The sequence below is a fragment of the Acetobacteraceae bacterium genome (genome assembly GCA_039613835.1).
In the GTDB taxonomy this organism is placed as follows: domain Bacteria; phylum Pseudomonadota; class Alphaproteobacteria; order Acetobacterales; family Acetobacteraceae; genus Sorlinia.
The window spans coordinates 1,861,451-1,887,360 of the sequence record CP154827.1 but is presented as its reverse complement, the minus strand read 5'-3'; the positions used below and the strand labels follow the sequence as shown (position 1 = coordinate 1,887,360).

Below are 25,910 nucleotides of genomic sequence, written 5' to 3'. Positions count from 1 at the left end.
CTGGAATTACAGTCTAATGTCGGCATATTGCGGACGCGAATCAAGCCTTTTTCAACGCGAGAAAGCGCGCGATAAGGCGTTCTGCTTCGTGACACTGACGGGGAGTTGCGTGTCGCGCAGGCGTTACCCTGCCACCCGGCGCCAATGGCGACGTATAGATCAACAGCGTCCAGAACATTGGCAATACGCGCATCCGCCTCCCGATTTTGCGCGTCAAGCGTTGCCTGCTTTGTTGCCAGAACATTGAGGAAATCAATCAGCTCTGCGGCATGAAGGCGGCGGGCGCGGTCCGATGCGATCGCACTCTCATGGGCTGCGAGATGGAGTTTTGTCACCCATTGCGCATCATGCGTTCAGGAGGAAAACGCATCTTCGACTTCCTGAAATCCCGTCAGCACAGATTTGCGGTAGGCCTGATACATGGCTGAAGCGCTGGGATTGAACGTCAGCGGGATCGAAAAATTGCGGGTATATTTGGGCGACGGCAACGCCAATCTCAGCGGTGGCTTCGGTATATTCCCGCTCCGCCTGGCGGATATCGGGCCGATTAGCCACCACGATTGACGGAAGCGTCGCGGGTAAGGTCGGGACGCGCGGCAGAAGATACCAGCTCTGCCTGCGATACAGCGTTTCCATCGGGATATCGAGACGCGCCCGCAAATCCCCGGGCATTTCTCCGAGCAGGACGCTGATCGCGTGGATCAGTTTTTTACATTTAAGCTGAAGGGGTTCAAGCTCCGTCCGCTCCCGATCGCGCTCACTCTGCGCCTGCGCAATTTGCAACGTGTTGCTGACGCCCTCACGGTAAAGCTGCTGTGTGACGCGCAGGAGGATATAATTCCGCGCGACGGAGGAAAGTAACGCCATCAAGGTCGCCCAGCGCGCTTCAATACTGGCGTCAATGGGCCGGTCACTCGCCTCCACTTCTCGCCGGATGCGCCCGAACACATCGATTTCCCAACTTGCCGTCGCGCCATAAGTCAGCACGGAAGCCTGCGGGTGATCGGCCGGATTGCCTGGCCGGAGGGGCCAGTTGCCGATCGCGATTGAGTAGCGGTTTGTGCCCCCGCCGGCATTAATGTCAAGTTGTGGGTACCAGGAGGACGCGACGCGTTGCCGCAGGACGCGCTCAGCGATGATGCGCTGATCGGCGATTTTGAGGTCGTAATTGCCGGTAATGGCCCGCTGCACCAGATCCGTCAGAGTAGCATCCCCGAAAGACGCCCACCAGTTTCGCAAAGCCGCCTCATTGGCGGCGATGTCCGCTGGCGTCGCCTGGTGGGGGGGTCTCGGTAAACCGGCTCGGTAAATCCATTTTATCGGGCTTGTAATCGGAGCCGACCGTGCATGCATTCAGCCCGAAAACCGCCGCCAGAACGAGGCTGACCAACCCCTTGAAGTGGCGTGAGCGCGTGGTCATAGATGATTCTGTAACCACGTTATTAAACGCCCGCGTTGACCCCTTCCCGGTTCACCGACCGTGACCGTGCATGTCATACCGGCAGCGAGGATGATATTGTCCGGGACGCTGTCGAGTTGCACATGCACGGGGATACGTTGCGCCAGGCGCACCCAGGTGAAAATCGGGTTGACATCCTGCAAGCCCAGCCCGTCCGGCTGGCCGTTCTGATCATTAATGCCCCGGGCGATGGAGACGGCATGCGCGGGTAACAGGTCACGATAGCCCATCAGCTTGACGCGCGCGACATCCCCGACATGCACGCCCCACATCTTCGTTTCTTCAAAATAAGCATTGATCCAGAAACTAAAGGCATCAATAACGGCGATCCTTGATTGACCGGCCACCGCATAATCACCGACACGGTGATTGAGATTGGTGACGTAACCATCAACCGATGCATGAATAATGGAACGCTGAAGGTTGAGGCGGGCCGTATCCACGCGCGCAGAAGCGGCATTGACAGCGGCAATCTGAGTCTCAACGTTTGAATTGTAAATTTCCTGCTCTTCCCGTGCCGCGGCAAGTTCAGCCTCTGCCTGCTTCAACGCCAGACGGAAGCGGATCGGATCAATGACGAAAAGAGGGTCACCCTTATGGACGTAATCATTATCCCGGACCGGCACATTAACAACCGTGCCGGATACCTCCGGCGCAGCCTTGACCACATAGACACGCACCCGACCATCCCGCGTCCAGGGCGCGATCATGTAAGTCTGCCACAGCGTGTAAAAGAGCATCGCGGCGCAGATGAGGACGAAAGCGGTCAAAGCCACCCGGATCAGCGTTTTCATGATAAAAATTCTCTCCGCGTTGCGACGTCACGCGATAACGAGAAGCGCCTTCCGGTAAGGATTTCAGACATAAACAACCATCAGGCACAGAACGCAAATGTAAAGTGTGATCTGAAAGAGTGGTCAGTGCCAGAACCATGACATAGCGCCAACACGCCATAATATGAAGCGAAGCATTAAAGTCAAAGGGATGGCAAAAAGGGCATAGATGGCGATGGGCGCAATTAGAACGCCGAACAGATTAAACTCAGCAAGCATGTCTGGACCGCATCGCGGGACCTCTCTCTTCCCGCCAGCATTGCTTATTCAACAGTAAGCGCCGCGCGGCGATCTTTCTCTTCAGGGCTTTCCCGAAACGGGTAATGCGCGGCTTTATAACATTTGTTGCGTCGAAAAGCGACAATGATCGCTTCAGGCCGGACGGTTGAGCGCCCGGCACCGTCAAGTCATCAGCGGCGGAAAAAGATATTACGTGCAACCTTGAAAGCCTGACGTCCTGAAAACCGCCCCACCGGGCCTATAAGCAAACCGATAAAGGTGGAAAGAGCGAGAGTCCGGCGCAGTTTCGCAAATTTACGATCCCGGCGCAGGCGCGCCTCGAATTCCAGCGGGTCCGCAACACGCCGTGTGCCAAGAAGAAAGAAGATGAACATGATGACGACATCAATGCCCAGCACCGTGACCGCTGCCGTCAAGGGGTTGAAATGCAGAATGACCAGCGCACCGGCCCACAGGACAACATGGAGGGAGACCAGCGCAAACACACCGAAGATCGCCGCCAGCACGAACCACGCAGCACGCCGCCCCCATCGCGCCGCGACACGCTGCATAACATCGCCCTGCGCTTTGATGGCTTCCTGCCCGACGTCGATGAGTTTCATGTTTCGCTCACTCTCTTCTTCTGACCCTTCATTAAGGGTTTTACACCCGATATGAAGGACGCATCATCTGTGGCGCAGATGGGTGACCCCTTCGCATCATCAGGTAACGGAAAACCATTTATCTGGAAAGTCGGCCCAAAACAAATCCGATGAGGGCGGATACCACCATCGCAGGGACCGGACGGGCGCGGACGCGCGATTCGACCTTCTCAACCTGTGCGTGACCGATCTCGCGCGCATTGGCGACGGCGTGGTCTGCTTTCTCCGCGGCGACAAGCAGGGCAGGGTTAATGCGGCCATTCAGGAGCTGCTCCAACTGCGATTTCAGCGAGTCAATCTGCTCCTGCGCGAATTGAGTTGTTTCCTTGGCGAGGTGCTTGACGTTATGCTTTCTCATCGCAATTCTCCTGATAGGGATGGGTCGGGTCCGATATTCGGCCAAGCCTTCAAAACGAGCGACAGAATGCCGAGGTTTCATGCATGACCCGAAGCAGCAGGATGCTGCATCTCTCGCGTTGCACGACATTTGTTTAACGGCGAGTTCAGGCCCTTTTTCGCTCGAAGTCAAGCCATATGAGCACCTGACTGTCCTGAGCGACGACGCGGCCATCATGGACCGCCTGACGGACATGATCATGGGTCAGATTGCGGTGCCGTCCGGCCAGATTTTCATTTCCGGAATCGACTGCACACATTTCCTCCCGGATCAACGCGCTGTCGGTGCGCTTGACGGGCGGGATGGGCTTTTCAACCACCTTTCCATTTACGACAATATCGCCTTCCCCCTTCGCGCACGCCGTGAGAAACCAGCCGCGATCACGGAACGCATCGGCAGGATCGGCGCGCTGCTTGGCTTTGACCCCCACACCCATCTGCGCCCGGACGCATCTGATGATGAAATGCGGTTCAGGGCGCGTTTCGGCAGGCTTCTGGCCTATGCCCCCGATATCTTGATCCTGAACCGTCCTTTTGAAGGGTTGAGCGATGATGCGCGGGCGCGATGCGCCAAATCGGTCATGATGCTGCAACGCGCCCTTAACCTGACAATCCTGCATTTGACGCGTCTGCGGGATGAGGCTTTTTCGGCTCCGGGCGGATCGCCGTGCTACGTGGTGGGGCGCTTCAGCAATGTGCGGACGCACCGACATTAATGGACCGCCCGGCTTCCCCCCATGTTGCGCGCATTTTCAGCCACGCTAATCTCCTGACGGGTTATGTCGTCCGGAACGTTGATGACATCGCGGAGATCCGCCTCCCTTGCGGCACGATGGTTTCTGCTCAGTCATCGGAAGATGTGGAGGAGGATCATCTCTGCACTTTATGCGTCACACCGGAGAAAATCGCCTTATCCCTGACGGGCGCGCAGCTTGATGAGGAGGATCAGGCACCGCTGGAGGCCATTATCCAGGACATACGGCATAATGGGGACCATATTCACCTTCGCTGCAAACTCAGTGATGGAACGGAAGTAGACATCAGGCGCATGCCAATGCAATATTCCGCATCCATTCAACCGGGTCAGAAGGTCTATCTTGCATGGATCGCGGGAAATGCACGCGCATTCCCGTATGATGAGCCCGGTGGCAGTTAGAGGGAGGGCACGAGAGGGTCAGCCATGTACCAGTTCTCGACGCCAATCACGGATGAGATGCGCCTTCCGATGCTCTATGACGTGCTGACTCCGGCCCGTTTTCCAAAGCGGGGCCACATGCAGGTGGCGAGGGGCCGAGATTGATTCCCTCCCGGATGAGATTGCCCCTTTTTCTGATTTCTTGCACCATACTCGCCCTTCCGCCCAGCCTCGGCGCGTCGTCAGTGGCGGCAAGGACTCAGCATGGTGTGCAATGCGGGCGCGGTGACCGTCACAAGCCATACCAGCCTCTCCGCAAGGCGCGGCGTCATAAATTGCGGCATGTCGTTCTGACGTCACCTTCGGTGAAGAAGCCCGCTTTTACCGTGCAGGTCCCGCCCTTATTTAACGTGATGCCCACACCGATGATATTTTCCGGACCTTACCATTTCATCGAATCTCGATCTTCCCATCATTCGATATCTTCAGTGACGGCCGATTCCCCACCGATCATCATTGACGACGCTTATCGGATCGGCACGGATTGTTTCAGTGGCACATTGCATCTCACGCGCCAGAGCGACCGCTTTCAGCCCGTGGCACATCACCTTGCAGTGTCGAAGTCGGCGCGGTGCATGACGTGCTTTTATGGGATGGTCAGCGACTGGGACATGCAAGCCTGTCATGGGGTGATTTCTGGAATATTGCGCGCCACCCCGGGAAGCGGGCTCTCCCCCTGTCGCCCCGTCTGACGATGGAGGTTGTCCTTTTGGCAGACGGCGTCAAGCCGCACGATATTTATCGTGAACTGGCGACGGACGAGGGTGTCAACCGGGCGTTGGAGAAGCTCGACCAGATCCGGCCTTATCTAACATGGTGGCGTGACGCACGGGATGCCGCGCGCATCATCCAAGATGGTGAAGCCTTGATGGGCCTGATGCCGACACAATCCATCCTGGTTTTGCGCAGCACCACGCGGGAGGACCGATATGCCTTCGCGACGGACAACATGCTTGCTGAGAATTATGTGGTAGCGGTGCCACATGATGGAAGCACGGCGGAGAATAATGCCGCGATCTGGCAATTGCGGGCCGCGCCCCCCGCATCTGACGATACCGAGCGACCTTGAAACCGCCTCGCCGCCGCTCCTTGTTATTGATGATGGTTTCTGGCTGCGTCATGGCACTTCGCTTGAGCAGCGTTTCGCACAATGGGTGGAGTCACGATGAGAGGCTTCGAAAATGTGGTCTTATTGATTCTAGGTATTGCGAGTTTCAGCCTCCTGCTAAGCATCGCGCGCATTCTGCACCGTCAGGCGCCGGTGGTTCTCTGCCTGTTGCTTCTTCTCCCCGGTATAGCGATGGCGATCACGCTTGTGCAGCTCGCTTGCGCGTCGCGGGATGACATGAGTTTTTACCTCGCCGGGATCTCTGCTGCGCCTTTATGCCTGCTGCCACTCTCGGCACGGCAGCGCCAACGTGACCCGACAAACACCCACACAGCGCGGGGGCTGGGCGCATCCGGATGGCAGCGTTTTCGTTTTGATTTCGTCCCTTTTTATCGTCGCGCCGCCATCATGACCGCGCTTCTTATTCTCGTCACAAGCGTTGCCTTTGTCGTCTGGCGTTGAATAAGGTCTAAAAACATGGTCTTCAGCGTCGGCAAGCCTCTTATTTCGGCCTGAACTGGACCTGTGACTGACGATGACAAATACTGAGCGCTTCTGGGAGACCAAACGGCTTTCAGAATTATCCCCTTCCGAATGGGAACGCCTTTGCGATGGTTGCGGCCTGTGCTGTCTGCATAAATTGCGGGATGAAGATACGGATACGCTGATGTTTACCGACGTGGCCTGCCGCCTTCTCGACCTCAATACATGTCAATGCGCTTCATATAGCGAGCGCTTTCGCAAGGTGCCGGACTGCATCGCCCTGACGCCGAAAATGGTGCATGAGATCGACTGGCTGCCCCCTAGCTGCGCCTATCGCCTGATGGATGAGGGAAAGCCGTTACCGGACTGGCACCCCCTTCTCACTAGCCACCGGGAGTCCGTGCACCAGGCGGGGATATCCGGGCGCGGGCGGATTATCAGTGAACGTTATGCCAGCCCGCTGGAGCGCCATATTGTTGATTGGCTGGGGGAGGACCCATTGCGACCCCCCGTCCGCGCGTTTTCATCTGGGCGGAACGCATGCGCGTCACGCGCAGCCGCTGGGGCAGTTGCTCCTCAAAAGGGCGCATCATGCTGTGCTGGCGGCTGATCCTGATGCCGGAGGCGGTGCGGGACAGCATCATCATCCATGAATTGGAGCACCTGAAGCACTTTAATCACAGCCGGGATTTCTGGGATTATGTCGACCAGTTTGACACGCAGCGCCGCCATCATCAGACGTGGCTGAAAAAGAACACAGCGGCGCTTCTGGCGCGATAAAGAGACTTTCCGCAAACCCCCGCCCATGCTAGACGGCGAGCTGCAAAGCGAGCTTGGCGGAATGGTAGACGCACGAGACTTAAAATCTCGAGTCCTTCGGGGCGTATGGGTTCAAGTCCCATAGTTCGCACCATGGTTTGGGGTGTGGATTGGGCTTTCAGGTTTTTTAAACGTGAGCCCCATGTCTCTCAATCTTAATTTACCTTGAACTAGCTGGGCAATAAAGTTGCATGTTTGGCAAAGAGGCTTCAAGCGCGAAACGAGCGTGCCTAAGCTCTCCACTGGCTTTCGAAACCCGTAATTTACCAAATTTGAAGGGCAGTCCACTGCACGTGACCTTCCAAACTTTGGACACAACCGATATAAGAAAAATCCCCAAATGACGTCCGCTCTACCGCTCACAGTTGAGTCCTCCGGTAGAATTACATCTTATTTCGTGCATATCTACAATATAGATGACGGTCTTCTAGACATTTTATACGGTAATCATTCATAAAAATCTCTTTGATTCGATAAATTACCGTTGAATAATCTTAAGAACCGTTGTAAAAATCTTCCATGACGCACAAACATCCTACAATTCAACTGTTTATTCCATTGGATCTCAGGAAGTGGATCAGTAAATCTGCCGTCAAAAACCGCCAGACGTTTGAGGACGAGATCATCCATCACCTCGCGATAGCGCGCGCAGACAGCGAAAAAGTCCGCATGCCGATCGAATTTGATGACATCGACCCGAACGCGTCCTTCGACGAGTTGAAGCGCTACACGCAGCGCCTCGCAAAGGAGGTCGATGAGATTTTGCGACGATGTGAGTGGAAGGATTAAACCCGAGCTTCTCAAGGAGACGATTGACACGCCTGCTTCTCGGAAACAGGCAGCGCTCATGGACCCGCCTGTTTTCGTTGCTCTGCACCGCAGGCACGTGGCCCGTCATGATGGTCCAGCAGCCTCGTCAAACGAAGTCTCGGATATTAAGCAAGGCAGCGCACGCAACTCACTCTCTTGTCGCTCTCTAAGAGAAAATACTTCCCCGACCCTGACGGAAGATTCGGAAGCCTCTCTGCCAGCAAAACATTATCAATTAACTATTCTCAGACCCACGTCAGTTTTGATTTATCCCTGCAAAATATCGCTCTCTCAAAATCTTGTAAAGTTGAGTTGGTCCTAAAAGAGAAGTTTTCAGCCCTTCAAAAGTGCGCGGGCTATTGAGCGCTTGATAGCTCATCTCACGTTGAACTTTTTCCGCGCAGATGATAGCGTCCAAAAGTGCATCGTTCAAATCTGGTGAATTGGCGAATTTTTCCTTACTATTATTAGCGGCTTGCTCGACAAGTGTCGCATTCTCTAATAACTTACCTTTTAGAATGCCGTTGATATAGATGAGCTGGTCCTCTTCACTCAGATCGCCGTCGAAAAGACCGTTAACACTCTGAATAATTTCATCCAACAAAGCCTTTTGTTTATCATGAACGGCCCCACTGCCGACTGCATTCATCGGGCTTAATTTCAGCGCCTCTCCATGTTCCAGATGAATTGGTTGTTTACCTTTGTTACGCAGGTTGTGATGCGTCAAGGAGATTTTGGACAAATCAACCTGGTTTCGCTCGCGACCAAAGTCCAACAGAGGGAGAAGACGTTTATAAAAAAGGAAGCGTTTCTCGTAATCTGTATTACCATAGTCAAGTATCTGCGAAAGAAATGTGTATAGCCGAATATAGGCTCCCAGATCCTGTTTAAAAAGATCCAAAGCATCTAAACTATCGCGCGCAGCCTGGGCTGAAGGCGCATCATTTAAGGCTTCAGAAGTCACTATTTTGGCTTGAGCCGCCTTGTAACGTTTCAATAAACGGTCAGAAACTGGCGCAATTGCGGCCCGTAACTGCGATTGCGTACCTTTCGAATCGAATTCGACGGACGCGACCCGCTCAACTTCGAAATTGTCGTAACATCCGGCAGCGTCAAATTTGGAACGCAAATCGAGTATCTGCTCCGGGTCTGTTGTCGCTTCAAGCTCCGCAGTTTCGTAATAAGTTTTGAGCGCCTTGAGAATTTCTTGAGCCTCGTTCACAAAATCGAGGATGTAGGTCGTGTCTTTGTCGTCATACGCCAGATTCAGGCGGGAAAGCGTTTGTACCGCTTGGATGCCGCCGAGTTTCTTATCAATGTACATACCGCACAGGAGCGACTGGTCAAAACCTGTCTGGAATTTGTTGGCGACAAGGAGGAGGTGATGATCCGACTCCGCAAAGGCATCACGAATATCACGCCCATTTAGATGCGGATTGAGATCCTTGCTGCTCTCCGTGACCGGGTCAGGGTAGCTCTCCTGATCATCAACCTCGCCTGAGAACGCGACTAGAACCTTCAACGGGTATCTCTGTCGCGCAATATAAGCCCTTATGGCTTTTTGCCAGCGAACGGCTTCTTTCCGGCTTGCGACGACAACCATGGCTTTGGCCTTGCGATTCAGAAGCGGCTGAACATTCTCGCGGTAGTGCTCAACAACGATCTGAACTTTCTGCGTAATATTATAAGGGTGGAGGCGCACCCACTGCATGATGCCTTTCAAAGCGGCACTTCGTTCAACCTGGGTGTGATCCAGCTCCTGCCCATCATGTGCAAGTTTAAATGCCATTTTGTAGGTCGTGTAATTTCTCAGGACATCGAGGACGAAGCCTTCCTCTACCGCCTGACGCATGGAATAAACATGGAAGGGCGCAGGCCTGCCATCGGCGCCGGGACGTCCGAACAATTCCAGCGTCTTCTGCTTCGGCGTCGCAGTAAAAGCGATATAGGTCAGGCCTTTCAGATCAACGCGTGACTTCATCTGTGCGGCAAGCAAGACTTCGGTATCGATCTCGCCACCGTCCTGATACTCAGCCCACTCCTTGGCCGAGAGAAGTTGTTTTAGTTTGGACGTCACCTCGCCCGTCTGGGAACTATGGGCTTCATCCGCGATGACCGCAAATTGCTTGCCTTCCGTCGCGGCTAATTCCTGCGCAGCTTGCAAAACGAATGGAAAAGTCTGAATGGTGCAGACGATGATCTTCTTACCATTCTTGAGGGCCTGACCAAGCTGAGCACTTTTGCTGCCATGCTCATGGGTGATGCTCTCCACAACGCCATGCGTGCGCTCAAAATCGAAGATGGCTTCCTGCAACTGCGCGTCCAGAACTGTACGATCCGATACAACCAACACAGTATCGAAGATTTTTTTATGACCCGCATCATGTAGATCCGCGAGAAAGTGAGCCGTCCAGGCAATGGAATTAGTTTTTGCCGGAACCCGCGGAATGCTGAATCAGGTAGCGCTCTCCTGCACCCTTCTCCAGCGCATCGGCCACAATTTTTCGCGTCGCGGCCAATTAATGGTATCGCGGAAAAATGACGCTCTTGAGCTGTTTTTTTTGCATCGCGCCGCCCAATGAGATAGCGATGCAATATATCGAACCAACTTTCCCGCGCCCAGACTTCATCCCACAGATAAGACGTCGCAAAACCATTAGGATTCGGCGCATTGCCGGCTCCGCCATGATAACCGCGATTGAAGGGCAGAAATGTCGTTGCAGGCCCGGTCAAGTGGGTTGTCATCCTGACCTCAGCCTGACTGACGGCGAAATGAACCAGTGCTCCGCCCGGGAAACTCAACAATGGTTCAATCTGCCGCCCCTTCGGATGCGGATCTCGGTCGAAGCGGTATTGATCGACTGCATCTTCAACACTTTGCGTAAAGTCCGATTTCAGCTCTACGGTGGCGACGGGCACGCCATTGACGAATAAAACCAGGTCCAGCGCATCCTGCGGATTATTGATTGAATGATGCACTTGCCTGGCGACGCACAGTCGGTTGGCCTCGTAATTTTTCTGCGTCACCGGGTTGATGGCGAGGGCTGGCTTGAACTGCACTAAACTCAGAGGTTTTCTGAGGCCCAGCATGTCCATGCCGTGACGCAAAACTTGAGCGTACCTTGCTCACTCAGGCATTTACGGAGGCGCTCAGCCAAACGCACGGGCAGCGAAGGGCCGTGCGTCTTCGTCAGGCTCTGCCAGCTATCGGGCTGCATCTCCTCAATTCACGCCAGCAGGTCAGGCATGAATAAGGTGTTGGCACGGTCATATTGCGCCGTATCACCTTTGACGTATAGCCAACCTTTGAGGGCTAGGGCTTGGCAGATTTCGACCTCAAAATGATGTTCCTTGTGCCGGTGACGTCCGGTTCAACTCAGCTCTCGCGATAGCCGCACTCGAGGAGAGGTTTGGCCCGCTCCAGATCTTCAAGCGTTCGGATGGTTATTTCCAGATTTCCGGTGCCCCAATGTCCAACATGGGTCACGTCCCGGCTGAAACCCTCCCCCAAAGTGACGGAAGCCGGATCAATCGACCGCGTGATCAAAAGACGATGCGCCTGGATTACAATGCAGGCGAAATTTTTCAGGCGCCTGAAGGCCGTGTAGAGTTTGAGGTGCTTTTCCTGAACGTCATCACCGAGGCTGTTAAGATAGCTGACAGTCTGCGCGTAAAGCCCCCGAAACGCGTCGGAGCCCATCTCGAGCCATTCTTCGACAGATCTGTCCTTGCCATTCAACGTCAAGCTATGCGGTGCGCCTGATGCAGACTTGGAAGTCGTCTCCTTTGAAGAAGTGGCATCGGGCACAGTTTGGGAATTGATAAGTTCTAGCAACAGCAATTCTTCATCGAACAACTTGTAACGCAGCAGTTCAATATTTCGCGGGATTTGTTGAACGGCATACTGATCATAGCGCGTAAAGTCAGCGGCAATGCAAATGAGGCGTGTCCCTATCCACTCTATCTGGTCGGCAGCGTCCTTGCCCAGTTTTTCTATGACGAGCCAACGAAACTCGGCTCGATGGTCTAAAAGCCAATCCAAATAGAAAAGCCCTTGATTGATGACATTCTCATTATTGTGTCGTTTATATTCGATGATGACCGGGCAGCCATTTTCATCCAGTCCAAGAGAGTCGATGCGCCCCTTATGCGTTTTGCCGGTTTTATATTCGCTGGCAAGAAAGCGCACACCGAGGCAGACTGCCATATTGGCCTCAAGCAAAGTCTGTAATGCGCGCTCCAGCTTCGCGGCCCGACTGGACAACTCAGCCGCCACGGCGTTGGAAAGGCGGAAAAGCTGGATGTCGGTCACGCAGCCTGCTTTTCAGAAAGCGCGTTACGAACGTCGATTTTACCTGTGACGGCGGCAGCTATGAGGGCGCTGCGGCGTTCCTTGAGGAGTTCAGAAAGCTTTTTCTGCTTCGCGACCAGCGCATCAATTTTCCCGGTTTCCCGATTGAGGAAAGCCGCGATGGCGGTTTGCTCTGTTCTCGGAGGAAGTAAAATTGGCATCCGCGAATGGTATTGAGGTTTCAAGTCCCATTGATTAGGCCTAACGCCTTTCGAACTCGAAAGATATTCAGCCACGTATTTTACCGAGCGCATCAGGTAATGCAGGAAACGAGAGTTTTCTTTGTGTTTTGACTCAAAAACGAAGTAAGCGGGGCTAACGATTCCGCGGTAACCAGATATGGCAACGAAACCTTGCCATGCTTTCATCTTATTTATCATCAGATCGTTGGCCTGAACCAATTGATAAGATCCTAAATCATCCAATGGCCTGTTATAATTGCCGCCTCGGCTCTCCTTCAAAACTACGCCGAAATCTCGATAAACGGACAATAATTGCTCTTCGGAATAACCCGTCTTCTTTTTTCGTCTAAAGAGAGCCCAGAGGGGTTTGACCTCCCAATGCGCCGGCATCTTGCCCAGCCACTCAACACCGCTCTCCTTATGCTGCGGATAAGTCGGCAATCTCATTCCACCAGCTCCCCCAGCATAGTCATGATGTTGGCGGCAACCGCTTTCAGTTCCTCGTCAATTTCATGCAAGTCGCGCGGGGGTTCGAACACATAAAAATGTCGGTTGAACGGTATTTCGTAGCCTACTTTGCTCCGTGCCTCGTCGATCCACGCATCGGGCGCGTGCGGCAAAACCTCACGGGCGAAATAAGCGCCGATATCTTCGGAAATGGAATGTTCTCCGTATCCCGCAATGACGTGTCGGGCTGCTTTTCCCCTTTCTGCTTACCTTTGACACCTAGTACGATGTCACCGTGCTCATCACGCAGCGGGCGTTCAACCGTCACGGTCGTGAAGCCGAAATCCCGATTTTGGAAAATGCGGGAAATTGACCTCCGCTTCACCTTTCTGCCATCCGGTGCATCTGGCGCGGCCTCGCCTTCTCGCACGATGGAAGAGCTGACCTCCCTGCCCTCAGCATCCAGAACGGTCGCCTCTTCAGCCTCGACAAAAGCGCCGAACAAGGTGGTGACGTCATCAATCTGCGCGTCACTCATTTCCTTGCGCTTGCTACCGAGGCTCTTGCGCATCTTCTGCCAGTGGCGCGACGCGTTGATCAGCTGCACCAGGCCTTTGCGCCGTTCCGGCTTTTTATTAGAGAGGATCCACACATAAGTGGCGATGCCGGTATTATAGAACATATCCGTCGGGAGGCCGATAATGGCTTCGACCAGGTCATTTTCCAGCACATATCGCCGGATCTCGGACTCGCCTGACCCTGCACCACCGGTGAATAAGGGTGAGCCATTCAGGACAATTCCGAAGCGGCTTCCACCATCTCTTGCAGGGCGCATCTTGCTGATGAGATGCAGGAGGAAAAGCATGGACCCATCTGACACGCGCGGCAGGCCGGGGCCGAAGCGACCATCGAAGCCTTTCTGCTGATGCTCCTTGCGGATGATTTTCTCGACCTTCTTCCACTCTACGCCGAAGGGCGGGTTGGAGAGCATGTAATCGAATCTCTTACCCTCGTGCCCATCGTCAGACAGGGTATTCCCGGCGATGATGTTGCCAATTTCCTGGCCTTTGATGAGTATGTCCGCCTTACAGATGGCGTAGGATTCCGGATTAAGCTTCTGACCAAACATTGTCAGGCGTGCTTTCGGATTATGTTGCCGCAGAAACGCCTCAGCCTCGGTGAGCATACCGCCCGTGTCTGCTGTCGGGTCGTAAACCGTGCGGACGATCGCTTTGCCGGAGCTCAATCTCATCATCATCTTCGATGAAGATGAGATTGACCATGAGGCGGATCACTTCACGCGGGGTGAAGTGCTCCCCGGCCGTTTCATTCGAGATCTCCGAGAATTTGCGGATCAGCTCTTCAAACACCAACCCCATCTGGGCATTATCGACGGTATCAGGATGAAGGTCGATTTTGGTGAATTTCTCCGTCACCAGATATAACAGATCTGATTTGGCGAGACGCTCTATCTGGACGTAAAAATCAAAGCTCTCAAATATATCCCCCGCACTGTCGGAGAAGGCCTGGATGTAATTATAGAGGTTTTGCCGGATGTGATCCTGATCGCCCAACAGCTTTTCAAGATCGAGTGGCGACGTGTTGAAGAAGGATTGGCCGGCCTTCGCCCTTAAGAAGTGCGAGGGATCGCGCATTCCGGCTTCGGTCCTGTCTTTGAATTCCGCCAGAACTGCCGGTTTAGTCTTTTGCAACACGCAATCCAGACGGCGCAAGACTGTAAAAGGAAGGATGACCCGTCCATATTCGGACTGTTTATAGTCCCCACGCAATAAATTAGCGACGAACCAGATGAAGGAGGAAAGAGCCTGATGATTCATGGGTGCGACATCAGGCTTATTCTGGCGTAGGACGAGGTGGCGCCTATCGCCTCCTTCCCCAAAAATTCATAATTTCTGATGTCGTCGTCATGGCGCAAAATAGTATTTTTCTGCTTTTCATCGCCAAGACGGTCGGAATTGAAGCTGATATCCTGAAAGACGCTTTTCCCGGCATCTCTGAGCTTCGTGCCATTATTTTCCTCAATAGCGTGCAGCGCCTTATCGATCCGTTCCCCATTTCCCGGATTGTGACGCTGCTCATAAAGCGCGTAAAGCTGGCCCCATGCGGCAGAACAAAGCGCTCCTCCCGCACATACATGTCGATCAGTTCTTCGTCATTACTAAATTTGTTTTTAATTTCTTCATAGTGGTCCAGCCAGACATCTGAAATGTATTTAAGGAATAACATCGTCAATACATAGTCGCGATAAGCGTCCGGGCTGATCGTCCCCCTGAAGGTATTGCAGATGTTCCACAATGCCTTATTGATTGTGTTTTTGGATAATTGTTGACTTATAAGCGCCCTTCTTGTCTATGACTTGCCTCAAAGCAAGTTGCGCCAGATTTAGGCGCTGCATTGACAGTAATAATGCTTTTTCGTCAACAGTAAATTTATAAGGGTGGCATGGAGAGGGTCGGTCAGGATCGACGTTTTGGCGTCAGCCCGCGGTTACCCTAGCTTCGCTGAGGTCGATCCGGACTCGAAAAAATATTCACATCCGCGTGATCACTGCAAGGGCGGAAATCTCCTGGGAGTCACCATACAGTGAAACCCTATCTTAGGCGGATGCCGTCCCCTCCCCGTCACCCATACACCTCACCTCAACCAAACCAACCGTCGCGGCCGCAGGCCCAGCACCTCCACGGCTTTCCGGTTGCGTGCGCCGGAGAGAGCGTTTTGGTAATACACGCCTTCCTCCCCCAACAGCTTCAACGCTTCCTGCGTGTCGAGGCGGGGTGGGGCCTGGACCCATTGGGCGTAGGCGGGGAGCAATCGGTGATTTTCGTTGGTTCGCCATCCACCACATTATAAGTTCCGGTCGGTGCGGTTAAGGCGGCGACGGTGGCCTGGGCGGCGTCATCGACGTGGATAAAGGAGAATACGCCCCGCCCTTCCCCAGCTAACGCCACTTCGCCCCGCGCCACATGCTGGCTGAAAGCCCCGTCCGGCCAATACCAAGTGCCCGGCCCGTAAAAGAACCCATAGCGCAGCGCCACACCCTCCATGAGGGACACATTCAGAGCCCGTTCTTCCAGAGAAGCATACATGCGGGCGCTATCGCTGATCGTGCCGGGGGCGTTGATTTTGAGGGGTGAGGCTTCTGTCGCCAGACCGTCGCCGCCCTCCAGGTAAAACCCGCAGGATTGCTGAATGTACCGCTGCACGCCATGAGCCTGCGCCGCCGCGAAGACATGCCCGCCCCCTTCCAGGCGTAATTTGCGGTCAGCCGGGAGGCGCTTGGGCGGGTCGAAGGGGCTGGCAGGGAGGAAGGTAAGCTGGTCAATCACCACCTCCGGGCGAATCTGCGCCATGAGCGTGAACACCGACTCACGGTCAAGCGCGTCACCTCTGACGCCCTGCGCGTCGAGCTTTTCCAACGCCGCGAGGCTCTCGGGGCGTTGGGCCATGCCCCAGACCTCATGCCCCGCCGCGCGCAATTGCGTGATAAGCGGACGCCCCAAAGCGCCACTGGCGCCGGCAACGAAAATTTTCATGGTGCGATGTCCTGTTTTAATGCGCCGGCATGACATAAGGGGCCGTCTTATCTTTGACGAAAAACGCGATGAAGCGCGCTGGCGCGATCTGGCTGGCATTGCACCCGACGATATGGACATCATCCGGCCCTTCAAAGAAGCTCTGACCCGCTTTGAGCGTCACCGGCGCATGACCTTTGACCTGCATCACGACGCTCCCTTTCAGCACATAGATGAAGACGGAGGCATGATGACGATGCACCAGGTCCGAACCGCCAGGCGGATAATCCACCGTCAGCATCGCCCCTTCCTTACCCGGAATGCCCTGCAGGTCTCGGGTGATGAGGGGGGGGGAGACTTTCGTCTCCGCATGAAGGGCCGGAACCCAGAAGCTGGCGGCTATAGCGCCGAGAGCTATGAATTTACGCATATTCAACCTTCTTATTTTGTGGGGCAGTCAACGAAGGGCTGACCGTCTTTGCTGCCTGACTTTGCTGGTGCGACGGGTCTGCGCCCGTTCCGCAAACCAGGATTGTGCGGCTTCCAGAAATGACGGCGGAGCTTTGTCCCGAACGGATGTCGCAAGCGCCGCAAGAGATGTCTGCACCAGCTCCTGCCGCAGGGCCTGCTCCGCACGCAGCATCACATGGTGGATCGCACAAACGCCCTGCGTCGCCCATGAGGACGGACGATCGTCAAACAAGGCGCAGCGACCGCGAATTTCCTGACAATTGAAAAGACTCTTCTCGCCCTCCACCGCGTCAATGACGGCCAGCACGGAAATCGCCTCGGCGGGTTTCGCAAGCTGATACCCACCTCGCAACCCCTCAGACGCACGCAGGAGCCCCGCCTTCTCTAACTTGGGCAGCAACTTCGCCATGAAAGCCGCCGGAATGCCCTGCAATTCCGCCAGGTCAAGACTGCTGACAGGCTCGGGGTGATCCACCAGCCAGAGGAGGCTGTGCAGGACATATTCAGTGCTCGCGCCGTAAAGTGACATACGCGGATTATAGGAGTCCGCGTTTTGGAATGCAAGGACACTCAATAAGATTGTATTGGCAACATTTGTCATCAGGCGCAAATAAGTTAGCGTTTTGGTCGTCGCGTCAGGCAGAAGCATTTTAGGGCAATCATTGCACATTTGATCGACAAATGAAAATTCTCGCTTTGTCAGTTGCGAAGCAGAGCTTATTCGCTTCTCGGTCCCCTAACCATTAGGTTTTTTGCAAAATTCTTGATCACTTTTTCGTAGCATGGCGTATGGCGGTTTTTATTTATGGCGGCGCATACTTCGATAAAAAACTTATGGATTTCAGATAAGGTCCATGCCACGCGAGCATTTATTTGCTCAACCTCTCTCGTATCCACGATACCACTTCCGAGAAAAACGGCCCTTTGGAACTAGACGCCAAATCCAACGACGAATAGTGACTATGTTTAGCTTTTCTCGACTTCGACGACAGTGTCATTACAAGTAATTGCATAAGAGATTTTCCTCTAAGGAATTTATCATATTCACCGTGGATGCGGAGAAATAGATTTCTTGGGTAATCTTCTTTTGATGTTAATTCATTAATAAATTTTGACGCTTCTTGCTTACCTATTATCTTTTCTGGATGCGTGGATATATTACCAGGGAGACCATCAAGTATTGGTGATAAAGAAAATGCATACCATTGAGTAAAAATGAAAAAAATTTTCTTGGTAGGTTTTTTTCTGAATAATATAATAAATCCTCTAATTTACCATCTCTTTAAAAATCGTTTTCAATTGAGTAGCCATCAGTGAACTTCAGATCGTCCGATATATACTTACTTGGCAAACACGTGTATATCCATTGATCTTTATCGTAAAAAACAGTATCTTATTTTTATTAACGATTTTAAACTTCTCATCGTATATTTTCAGAAGTTTTTTCTTACTCCCACAGGAAAGAAAGATAAATTGAATTCAGTTAATTCATCTTCTATTCTTCTCATGAAGATAAGATAATCTTTACCTTCAGCTATTATGTTGTGTGTATCATGATGATTTATTGTAGATATGATATACTCTACTGTAACCTCCGCTCTTCACATTTTATCGCTCTCCTTCTCCTCTATCGTCTATTAAAGAAATCTCTTTATCTGGAAATTTTGTATAAATAAAATGATAGTAAGTAGAAATGATAAATTGATTTTTTGTATTTTGAGAATTCATCAATGTAAATAAAGAACGCTGCCAATCAACGTGAAGACTTAGTCCTGGCTCATCTATGAATATTGGTATATTGCTATGGATGCCGTTGTAGGAAATGAAACTTAGCATTTGCTTTTCCCCCGCCGATAGAGAGTCGGAATTAATAACCCCCGCCGCGTCTCCAAATTTTAGGTCGCCGACCGCAATACATTTATATCGAAATAATTTCCTCAATATATATTCGAAGGCGGTCAACGTCTTCAACGTATCCTTTCCAATACTTTCAACATATTCAATTTTTCTACGAATCTCTTCTAACAATTTTCTGCTGATTCCTTATCATTTTTTTTCTTTGATAATCTTTAATACTAGAAATTATTTCCGTTGACATCGCGTTTTGAGATTTTTTCACCTCGTCTGTCAAATTGGTATATTTTTGCAGCAGCATCTCCACTATGTCGGAGGTCGATATGGTGGCGATAAACTCATGTTCGTTATTGGACAATGCGTTCGATAATGAATTGAGAGCTTCCTCAATCGAATTCATTTTGAGAAAACGTCTGGGCCGCGTTGAACGAAAATTCGAGCGACTTCGAATGCTAAAACCCCCCTTCAATCCGACGAAAAGTAGGAAAAAAATTGAACCACTATTCCTCGTGAACATTTCCAATTTTATGAACATTTCTCTCGAAGGAAAAGGACCGTCGTCGACATCAAAATAGAATTTGTGTACCTTTTCCAAGCTTTTTAATTTTTTTACTTCTAATTTTAATGTCTGATATTTCTTTTTATATAATAAAATTTCGTTTTTAGTGGTTATAACTTTGACTCGATCAAAGGATACCTCTTCTATAGCGGTTTCTATATTGCCACTAATCAAGCGCCAAACGATCTTTAAAATTTTTGTTTTTCCTGATCCGTTTCGACCCGTTAAGATGTTTAAATCGGAATTGAAGTTGATATTCAAGGGGGTTTTCTCTACCCATGAATTTCTCAACTTCTACATTAGTTATCAGCACACAGATGTCCTCCTCACCGTAAGATTATCGAAAATACTCTTTTCAACAATACATAATACATAAATATAAATAATAAGTTAACAATATTTCATATATTTATTTCGAATTGATTTGCATGCCATAATTTCCATGCTTTTTTGATAACGCATCAGATTCTTATATTACATATGCTGTAAAGATGAATTTCATTGTCGGAGTGAAAGAGCTGAGTCCGGAAATTGCTCGTTTGTTATTCCCTTCTCGATCCAAATATGAGATTCAACATCTCCCTTGTCCTACCCCCACGACGCGATAATTGAGAATGCGTCGCACTTACAGTGCCGTAACGCGCATTGAGAACAAAACACGCTCCTCACCATCCCCAACATCCTCACGTCGGAAGAAGTCGCTTATTGCCGCAAGCTTCTCGAGGCATCACCCTGGGTGGATGGACGCGTGACGGCGGGGAAGCAATCGGCGAAGGCGAAGCGGAATTTACAGATCCCGCAGGACTCGGAAGTCAGCGAAACTTTTGGGGGGGAGCTTATCCTGAAAGCTCTGGGTCGCAGCCCGGCATTTAACAGTTTTGCCCTTCCCTATCGCGTGTTCCCGCCACTCTTTAACCGGTATGACGCGGGTATGCATTTCGGTTACCATGTCGACAATGCCGTTCGCCCCATTCCGGGCGCGGGGATGCGGATCCGAACGGATGTGTCCTCGACGATTTTCCTTTCCGACCCTGATAGTTATGAGGGGCACGCATTGGAAATTCAGGATACGTATGGCGTGCACGTGGTCAAATTACCTGCGGGGCATATGGTGGTGTATCCCGCATCCAGCCTGCATCGCGTCTCACCCATTACCAAGGGAAGTCGATGGGCGTCATTTTTCTGGTCTCAATCCATGGTGCGGGATGACGCTAAACGCGGCCTGCTTTATGAATTTGATTGTTCGATCATCGAAACCCGTAAGCTTCTTTCGGACGACAACCCGGCCGTGTTGGGCCTGACCAACACGTACCATAACCTCCTTCGGCAATGGGCTGAATTATAGGGGCTGGCCTGGCCGACGCGGATTATCGCAGGGCCATGACGTGGCCCAAAACCGCGTCCTGTGCGCAGATCACTGCAAGGCCCGGATGCGCGGCCCGGCGCATTTGCGCCACCGCTTCCCGCCGCGCGCTTGACGCGAGGAGGCATCGTGCCGCATTCAGCGCCGCCCAGCCATCGCCCGCTTCGGCCCCACCGAGATAGAGCTCCAATGCCTGAGCCGGGTCACGCCTGCCACACAGGCCACACTCGCAAATCAGCCCGATCATATTCAGCGCCTTACAGATACCCCTTCCGGCCGCCGCCATATAAAGCCTCAGGGCCAGGATATTATCCTGGGCGCATCCATCACCCTTCAATGTCAGGTCGGCGAGGTTGAACATCGCCCACCCGTCACCGCCCCTTGCACTTTTTTGAAAAGGCGGCGCGGAAGGGATGACGTCGGCAGCCCCATCCGCGCTCATAGGCGCGTCCCAGCATATTCACCGTATGAGAATGCCGGGATCGCGCCGCCTTTTCAAAAAAAGTGAGGGCCTGATCCATCGCGCCGGCGTCAAGCTGCTTCTAGCCAAGCACCAGAAGCGCCTGAATGGGGGCTTCCGGCGGGGACGCACCATAAGGTGCGGTATCGAGCCAATCCAGCGCCGGGGCGACATGCGCATCGCGCCCTCCCGCAATGGCGGAAGGGCGGACTCCAGCAGGTCAGAAAGCGACACCGACGGACCCTATAAAGGTTGCGGCCCGGTAGCGGCACAGCGGGACGGTCATGCCAAGGCGCCTGTTGAAGAAGTTCATTTTGCTGCCGACCTCAAAAAGGTCTGACCGCTGGGGTTTCAGACCAACGCCATTTGTGGGCGTGTCGCTGACGTTCCTCAGCGTTGTCTGTGCGGAAACATCAGTGCCGACAGGTTTGTAGGAGCGGGAGAAGGTGAAATAGAGGTTGACGCGGTAATTAATATTGTAAATGAGGCTCGCGGATGGGCTGAACGAATTATTATGACCCCGCCGCACCCCACTCGCTGCGGCAGCCGAGCTCCAGTAACTTGATTGATGATCATCCCAGCGCAACGCGCCGAAAAGGGAGAGTTTTTTGAGAGGTCGATCTTATCCGCGATAAACAGGCCAAGATCCTGAAAATCCGCCGTTCTGTCGCCTGAGGAAGGGTAGGTCAGGTAGGTTTGCGGATAACTGAATTGCGGCGCGCGCATCCGTTGATCATTCACGCGGTTGACGAAAGTCGCGTAAGTCCGGTTATCCTTCGCGTATTGGATATCGACACCCGCATTGAGGTGATGGGTCAGGAAGGCGGTTTTGAACTTGGCCTTGCCCATGGTGATGTTCTGCAGGCCGTAACCATTCTGGAGATAGCCCATCCCGCCACCGGCTCCGTAGGACATGACAGGGTTGCCACCTGCAAGGAAGGTGGGTGCGCAATTCGTTTTGACCGTGCAGGCCCCGGCGCCGTCGCGGAAAAATCACGGTCATAATGGGAGAAGCGTGTGTTATTGCTAAGCGTCAACCAGTCTGAGATTTTAGAACTGAGTTGTGACATAACCATATGGATATTTGAGTCATCACGATTAAAGTCCCGCGCGTAACTCGTATTGCGGTCAAGCCCATATTCCGTCGCAGGGTGGTATAATCTGCCAACCTGTAACATGCCGACGCCCTGATCGGACATGCCGCGATTGCCCAGCCACTGGTAATTGAGGTGGTAGGTCGTCTTTGTCCCCAGTCCGAGCCCGAGATCTGCAGCGACGCCATAGCGGTCCGTGCGGATATTGTCACGGTCTGCGACATTCTTCTTGTTATACATGCCGTTGACGCGTAGAGCCTCATGCTCACCCAGGCGATAATTTGCGTCAACCGTCCCGCGATATTGCATACCGCTTCCGAAGGCTTGCGTCGCGTTACCGCCTGATTTGAGATTAGCGTGTTTCAGCTCATTATTGATAATGCTGCCGACATTCCCCGCGCCGAAATATTGACCGCTCGCACCTTTGATCACCTCGACATTATCCGTGTTGAACACGTCACGCACATAGACGCCGAAATCTTTCAGCCCGTCCTGATAAATATCGCCGCGCGCCTGCTGACCCCTGATGCGAAACTGATCACCCACCGGGCCGCCATTACCTTCACCGCTGGACCATCGTAATTCCCGGGACGTTGGAAAGGGCCTGATCAAGCGTGTAGATCTGATGCTGCTGGATGAGCTCATACGGGCACAAGGTTAATTTGCTGCGGCATATCGAACACGCTGGCGGGCATACGATCAACATGCAGTAATGTGTCGTTCGTGTTGCTCATATCCACGACGAAGGGTGATTTGTGACTCTGAACATCAAGGTCCGGCAATGAGGCGGCGGATTGCTTTGTATTGCGGTCTTCCGTGTCGGATCTCGCCTCGGCCTCCCCCACCTCAAGGGCACCCGCCCCGGCTGACAGGGCCAGAAATAACAATTTTGAAAGTTTAGTCCGTGCTGCGCCTTCCCTGAGCGTGACGCTTTGCCACGCGTCCTGGGCGGCTCCTGATGATCAACCATTTGCGTTTCCTGACCTTGCTGAAGTTTGTTTTTAGGGCATTCGGCGGCAATGCTTCACCGGGAAGCGCCGAAATGCGTCTCGCTCGTTTTTCATCCAGCAGGGGCTTTTTTGCAAATGATTCTTAATATTAAATTAAAACAATTTTATGACTGTGTGTTTTTCCAGCATCACGCCGCCCGCCCTCACATCATGCTCGGGCTGAACAATCGCGCTGTCAGTCGAACGCGAATGACGGGACGTGTATGGTTTTCCGATCTATTGAGGGAATGACTGTCACAGATCTCCGGCAGGAGAAGGCCGGATAGGCCGGGTGATAAAGGGCGCTTTCGCTTTCCTGCGTCGCGTTCGGGTCAAGGGCCCGGCACAAAAATAATCGCTGTGCGCGTCACCGGCGCGTGCGAAGATTTCAGAAATCGTCGCGAGGCTTCCCGTAAAACGGCGTTCCTGCGCAGTGGCGGCATGGGCGATGATGGCGACGGGGCAGTCACTGCCGTAAATAGGGCGTAAGCACGCGATGATGTCATCAAGGCGATAGATGGCGAGGTGAATGGCCAGAGTCGCCCCCGTTTCCGCGTACGTTGCAAGCTGTTCAGCCGCGGGCATGGGTGAGGCGCGGCCTGAAATGCGCGTCAGAACGACGGTTTGGGCCACGCGCGGGACAGTCAGCTCAACGCCAAATTGTGCAGCCGCTGCGGCAAAAGCCGGGACACCGGGCGTGACGGAATAAAGAATACCATGTTTCTGCAGACGCCTGATCTGTTCCGTCATCGCACTGTAAATTGACAGATCACCAGAATGGAGCCGCGCAACGTCCTTCCCGAGACGATGGGCTTCCACATATTCAGCTTCGATCTCGTCAAGGCACAAGGGCGCCGTGTCCACGAGACGGACATCTTCACGACAGAAACTGAGGACATCTCCAGGCACGATGGACCCGGCATAGAGGCAGGTCGGCGCTTCCCGCAGCAGCTTCACAGCGCGTAGCGTCAATAAATCCGCCGCACCCGGCCCCGCTCCGATGAAATGCACCGTCATGGAGGTTTCCCTTTTGAGGATGCGCAGGCACATGTGACGGAAAATGCGCTGAGGCGCGGCCCGGCCAGGACGGCGCCCTCCCCTGATGCTGCCAGCGCGCATCCCTCCGCCACGGCGGAAAACCCGACTTTATCGCGCGCAAGTTGCGAATGCGACAGGCATAAATACTGGACCGAGGCGAGTTTCAGGGCGTTAATTTCGAGAACCGGCAGGTCAGTTTGACGCAAAACCGCCTGTAACGCCGCGTGATCACGCCGGAAAAAGGGATAAGCCAAACCATCGGGAAGGCCCCAATTCTGCGTAGCGGCATGGAGCTCCCATATGGCCTGGCCATTGACCTGGATACGACAGGCGATACCGAAAATTTTCACGATTTGACCAGACGATATTGCGTGACCGGCATGGCGGGCCGGAAGACATGAAACCCGCCAATCGCCTCAGCACGGGAGATCGAAATGCGGTTGAACCGCCCGCCCCATTGGTGAAATGCCTTCAATAGAGCGGCTTCGCCTTCCATCGTGACCGCATTGCAGACCAGTCGCCCATGGGGACGCAACTGGTTATGCGCCCATTGCAGTATATGCGGCGCACTGACGCCCCCTCCGATAAAAATAGCATCCGGTTTCGGCAGATCGGAGGCATTATCAGGCAGAGTTGCCTCCAATAGGCGAAGTGCGGGCACGCCCATCCACCGCGCATTTTCTGAGATGATGTTAAGGCGTGACTTGTTTTTCTCGAAAGCGGTGGCGCTATTAGTCGGGTACCGCAACATCCATTCAGTGGCGACAGAGCCGGAACCAGCCCCGATATCCCACAGACATTCACCCTGCCGCGGGGCAAGGCTGCTCAGCGTCAAGGCCCGGCTTTCACGCTTGGTGAGTTGACCATCCGTCAGGTAAAACGCATCCTCCAGTCCGGCACAGAGGGGGATGATACGTGCCCTAGGCTGGGCATGAATATGAATCGCCAATAAATTAAGCGGCGCGGTGTCATCGGGCGGCCCTGAAGCGGCGATGAAACGCCTGACCCGCTCTTTTTCACCCCCGAGATGTTCCATCACGGCGACGTCACTTTGCCCGAATCCGCCCTCACAGAGTTGCGCACATATCTGCGCGGGAGAATGTTGATCGGCGCTGAGGATCAGCAGGCGGGCATCATCCTGCAAATGAGGCTGGATCAAAAGCGGATCACGCCCGCATATGGAGAGCACGCGTGTCGCCTGCGCTGACCAGCGCAAAATTGAACATGCTAAAGCAACGCTTGAGATGGCGGGAAACACATCCATCTCAGTCTCATCAAAAATCTTCGCCATCATGGCGTCAATACCGAACAGAAAGGGATTGCCTGATGCCAGGATGACCGTATCCGGCTGTTTGCGCGCGCGGATGTCACAAGGGCCTGCCGCAAATCGCCCGTCCATTCCCTGTAATCCGTCTGCGGTGCGTAGGGGATAAGCGCCAGATGACGCTTTGCGCCATGCACCTGTCGGGCATTCTCCAACCGCGCGCGGGCTGAAGGCGTGAGCCCAACCAAGCCGTCCTCACCGATGCCGATGAGGCTCAACCAGGGGGCCAGCGCCGTCAAACGCGAAACGCCTTGAGCATCA

Annotated in this window: 29 protein-coding genes, 1 tRNA gene and 4 pseudogenes; 10 read left to right on the top strand and 24 right to left on the bottom strand. The window is 53.3% G+C overall.

All coding sequences use genetic code 11. From position 1 onward, the window contains the following. Positions 1-51 precede the first annotated feature (51 nt). From AAYR33_10460 to AAYR33_10440, 5 genes and pseudogenes are all read right to left on the bottom strand, one after another. A pseudogene (locus AAYR33_10460) lies at positions 52-1,420 on the bottom strand (TolC family protein). After that, positions 1,417-2,262, bottom strand: a complete 846-nt coding sequence (locus AAYR33_10455) for an HlyD family secretion protein (GenBank protein XAO72467.1) — start codon at positions 2,260-2,262, stop codon at positions 1,417-1,419. Before AAYR33_10455 ends, AAYR33_10460 begins: the two are co-directional and overlap by 4 nt. Before the next feature lie 117 nt (positions 2,263-2,379). Then, positions 2,380-2,511 (bottom strand): annotated as a pseudogene (locus tag AAYR33_10450) (DUF1656 domain-containing protein). A gap of 191 nt (positions 2,512-2,702) precedes the next feature. Beyond that, a complete protein-coding gene (locus tag AAYR33_10445) occupies positions 2,703-3,134 on the bottom strand; it encodes a hypothetical protein (GenBank protein XAO71349.1) in 432 nt (143 codons plus the stop codon). Between the two features lie 118 nt (positions 3,135-3,252). Next, entirely contained in the window at positions 3,253-3,531 is a 279-nt protein-coding gene (locus AAYR33_10440) for a hypothetical protein (protein XAO71348.1), read from the bottom strand. A 79-nt stretch (positions 3,532-3,610) separates the two neighbouring features. Here AAYR33_10440 and AAYR33_10435 point away from each other — a divergent pair, with 79 nt between their 5' ends. The 8 genes from AAYR33_10435 to AAYR33_10400 all read left to right on the top strand — a co-directional run bounded on the left by AAYR33_10435 (position 3,611) and on the right by AAYR33_10400 (position 7,963). Beyond that, positions 3,611-4,285 carry a hypothetical protein gene (locus AAYR33_10435; GenBank protein ID XAO71347.1) on the top strand — a complete coding sequence of 225 codons (675 nt, stop codon included), beginning with the start codon at positions 3,611-3,613 and terminating at the stop codon, positions 4,283-4,285. Then, a complete protein-coding gene (locus AAYR33_10430) occupies positions 4,237-4,725 on the top strand; it encodes a TOBE domain-containing protein (GenBank protein ID XAO71346.1) in 489 nt (162 codons plus the stop codon). Before AAYR33_10435 ends, AAYR33_10430 begins: the two co-directional genes overlap by 49 nt. Before the next feature lie 610 nt (positions 4,726-5,335). Beyond that, positions 5,336-5,833, top strand: a complete 498-nt coding sequence (locus AAYR33_10425) for an extracellular solute-binding protein (GenBank protein ID XAO71345.1) — start codon at positions 5,336-5,338, stop codon at positions 5,831-5,833. Between the two features lie 96 nt (positions 5,834-5,929). Further along, complete coding sequence (locus AAYR33_10420) at positions 5,930-6,334, top strand: hypothetical protein (protein ID XAO71344.1); 405 nt, start codon at positions 5,930-5,932, stop codon at positions 6,332-6,334. A 73-nt stretch (positions 6,335-6,407) separates the two neighbouring features. After that, the gene (locus AAYR33_10415) at positions 6,408-6,965 is read left to right on the top strand and encodes a YcgN family cysteine cluster protein (protein ID XAO71343.1); all 558 of its coding nucleotides are present in this window, start codon (positions 6,408-6,410) and stop codon (positions 6,963-6,965) included. Then, entirely contained in the window at positions 6,947-7,135 is a 189-nt protein-coding gene (locus tag AAYR33_10410; GenBank protein XAO71342.1) for a M48 family metallopeptidase, read from the top strand. The genes AAYR33_10415 and AAYR33_10410 overlap by 19 nt, the downstream gene beginning before the upstream one ends. Positions 7,136-7,182: 47 nt before the next feature. Next, positions 7,183-7,268: transfer RNA gene (locus tag AAYR33_10405), tRNA-Leu, on the top strand. A gap of 425 nt (positions 7,269-7,693) precedes the next feature. Next, positions 7,694-7,963 (top strand): hypothetical protein, encoded by a 270-nt coding sequence (locus AAYR33_10400; protein XAO71341.1) that lies wholly within the window; start codon positions 7,694-7,696, stop codon positions 7,961-7,963. 277 nt (positions 7,964-8,240) lie between these two features. Here the strand turns inward: AAYR33_10400 and AAYR33_10395 are convergent, their stop codons facing one another. The 11 genes and pseudogenes from AAYR33_10395 to AAYR33_10345 form a co-directional block, all read right to left on the bottom strand. Further along, a complete protein-coding gene (locus AAYR33_10395; protein ID XAO71340.1) occupies positions 8,241-10,337 on the bottom strand; it encodes a DEAD/DEAH box helicase family protein in 2,097 nt (698 codons plus the stop codon). A 431-nt stretch (positions 10,338-10,768) separates the two neighbouring features. After that, positions 10,769-11,074 (bottom strand): annotated as a pseudogene (locus AAYR33_10390) (type I restriction endonuclease). Between the two features lie 286 nt (positions 11,075-11,360). Then, entirely contained in the window at positions 11,361-12,296 is a 936-nt protein-coding gene (locus AAYR33_10385; GenBank protein ID XAO71339.1) for a DUF5655 domain-containing protein, read from the bottom strand. After that, on the bottom strand, positions 12,293-12,958 hold the full coding sequence (locus AAYR33_10380) for a restriction endonuclease subunit S (GenBank protein ID XAO71338.1): 666 nt from the start codon (positions 12,956-12,958) through the stop codon (positions 12,293-12,295). The genes AAYR33_10385 and AAYR33_10380 overlap by 4 nt, the downstream gene beginning before the upstream one ends. Before the next feature lie 130 nt (positions 12,959-13,088). Beyond that, positions 13,089-14,210 (bottom strand): class I SAM-dependent DNA methyltransferase, encoded by a 1,122-nt coding sequence (locus AAYR33_10375; GenBank protein XAO71337.1) that lies wholly within the window; start codon positions 14,208-14,210, stop codon positions 13,089-13,091. After that, positions 14,134-14,802: a type I restriction-modification system subunit M N-terminal domain-containing protein gene (locus AAYR33_10370; protein XAO71336.1), complete on the bottom strand. Its 669-nt coding sequence runs from the start codon at positions 14,800-14,802 to the stop codon at positions 14,134-14,136. The genes AAYR33_10375 and AAYR33_10370 overlap by 77 nt, the downstream gene beginning before the upstream one ends. 89 nt (positions 14,803-14,891) lie before the next feature. Next, a pseudogene (locus AAYR33_10365) lies at positions 14,892-15,319 on the bottom strand (type I restriction-modification system subunit M N-terminal domain-containing protein). Positions 15,320-15,732: 413 nt separating this feature from the next. Beyond that, positions 15,733-16,518: an NAD(P)-dependent oxidoreductase gene (locus AAYR33_10360; protein ID XAO71335.1), complete on the bottom strand. Its 786-nt coding sequence runs from the start codon at positions 16,516-16,518 to the stop codon at positions 15,733-15,735. Between the two features lie 16 nt (positions 16,519-16,534). After that, positions 16,535-16,927, bottom strand: coding sequence for a cupin domain-containing protein (locus AAYR33_10355; protein ID XAO71334.1), 393 nt, complete (start codon positions 16,925-16,927; stop codon positions 16,535-16,537). A gap of 27 nt (positions 16,928-16,954) precedes the next feature. Next, a complete protein-coding gene (locus AAYR33_10350) occupies positions 16,955-17,569 on the bottom strand; it encodes an Rrf2 family transcriptional regulator (protein XAO71333.1) in 615 nt (204 codons plus the stop codon). A gap of 1,007 nt (positions 17,570-18,576) precedes the next feature. Further along, entirely contained in the window at positions 18,577-18,996 is a 420-nt protein-coding gene (locus AAYR33_10345; GenBank protein ID XAO71332.1) for an AAA family ATPase, read from the bottom strand. 1,055 nt (positions 18,997-20,051) lie between these two features. Here AAYR33_10345 and AAYR33_10340 point away from each other — a divergent pair. Next, positions 20,052-20,726 (top strand): Fe2+-dependent dioxygenase, encoded by a 675-nt coding sequence (locus tag AAYR33_10340; GenBank protein XAO72466.1) that lies wholly within the window; start codon positions 20,052-20,054, stop codon positions 20,724-20,726. Between the two features lie 22 nt (positions 20,727-20,748). On the opposite strand, the gene AAYR33_10335 is transcribed toward AAYR33_10340, so the two are convergent. After that, positions 20,749-21,186 carry a hypothetical protein gene (locus tag AAYR33_10335; protein ID XAO71331.1) on the bottom strand — a complete coding sequence of 146 codons (438 nt, stop codon included), beginning with the start codon at positions 21,184-21,186 and terminating at the stop codon, positions 20,749-20,751. Positions 21,187-21,217: 31 nt separating this feature from the next. Here AAYR33_10335 and AAYR33_10330 point away from each other — a divergent pair, with 31 nt between their 5' ends. Further along, entirely contained in the window at positions 21,218-21,544 is a 327-nt protein-coding gene (locus tag AAYR33_10330; protein ID XAO72485.1) for a hypothetical protein, read from the top strand. Here AAYR33_10330 and AAYR33_10325 read toward each other — a convergent pair. The 7 genes from AAYR33_10325 to AAYR33_10295 form a co-directional block, all read right to left on the bottom strand. After that, complete coding sequence (locus AAYR33_10325; GenBank protein XAO71330.1) at positions 21,425-21,790, bottom strand: TonB-dependent receptor; 366 nt, start codon at positions 21,788-21,790, stop codon at positions 21,425-21,427. The genes AAYR33_10330 and AAYR33_10325 overlap by 120 nt on opposite strands. Before the next feature lie 229 nt (positions 21,791-22,019). After that, entirely contained in the window at positions 22,020-22,844 is an 825-nt protein-coding gene (locus AAYR33_10320; protein XAO71329.1) for a hypothetical protein, read from the bottom strand. Between the two features lie 95 nt (positions 22,845-22,939). Continuing rightward, the gene (locus AAYR33_10315; GenBank protein XAO71328.1) at positions 22,940-23,185 is read right to left on the bottom strand and encodes a hypothetical protein; all 246 of its coding nucleotides are present in this window, start codon (positions 23,183-23,185) and stop codon (positions 22,940-22,942) included. A gap of 357 nt (positions 23,186-23,542) precedes the next feature. Further along, positions 23,543-24,304 (bottom strand): SAM-dependent methyltransferase, encoded by a 762-nt coding sequence (locus AAYR33_10310; protein XAO71327.1) that lies wholly within the window; start codon positions 24,302-24,304, stop codon positions 23,543-23,545. Beyond that, a complete protein-coding gene (locus tag AAYR33_10305) occupies positions 24,301-24,675 on the bottom strand; it encodes a cobalamin biosynthesis protein (protein ID XAO71326.1) in 375 nt (124 codons plus the stop codon). Before AAYR33_10305 ends, AAYR33_10310 begins: the two co-directional genes overlap by 4 nt. Next, positions 24,672-25,724, bottom strand: coding sequence for a precorrin-6Y C5,15-methyltransferase (decarboxylating) subunit CbiT (gene cbiT / locus AAYR33_10300; GenBank protein XAO71325.1), 1,053 nt, complete (start codon positions 25,722-25,724; stop codon positions 24,672-24,674). Before cbiT ends, AAYR33_10305 begins: the two co-directional genes overlap by 4 nt. Continuing rightward, complete coding sequence (locus AAYR33_10295; protein ID XAO72484.1) at positions 25,616-25,888, bottom strand: hypothetical protein; 273 nt, start codon at positions 25,886-25,888, stop codon at positions 25,616-25,618. Before AAYR33_10295 ends, cbiT begins: the two co-directional genes overlap by 109 nt. Positions 25,889-25,910 lie beyond the last annotated feature (22 nt).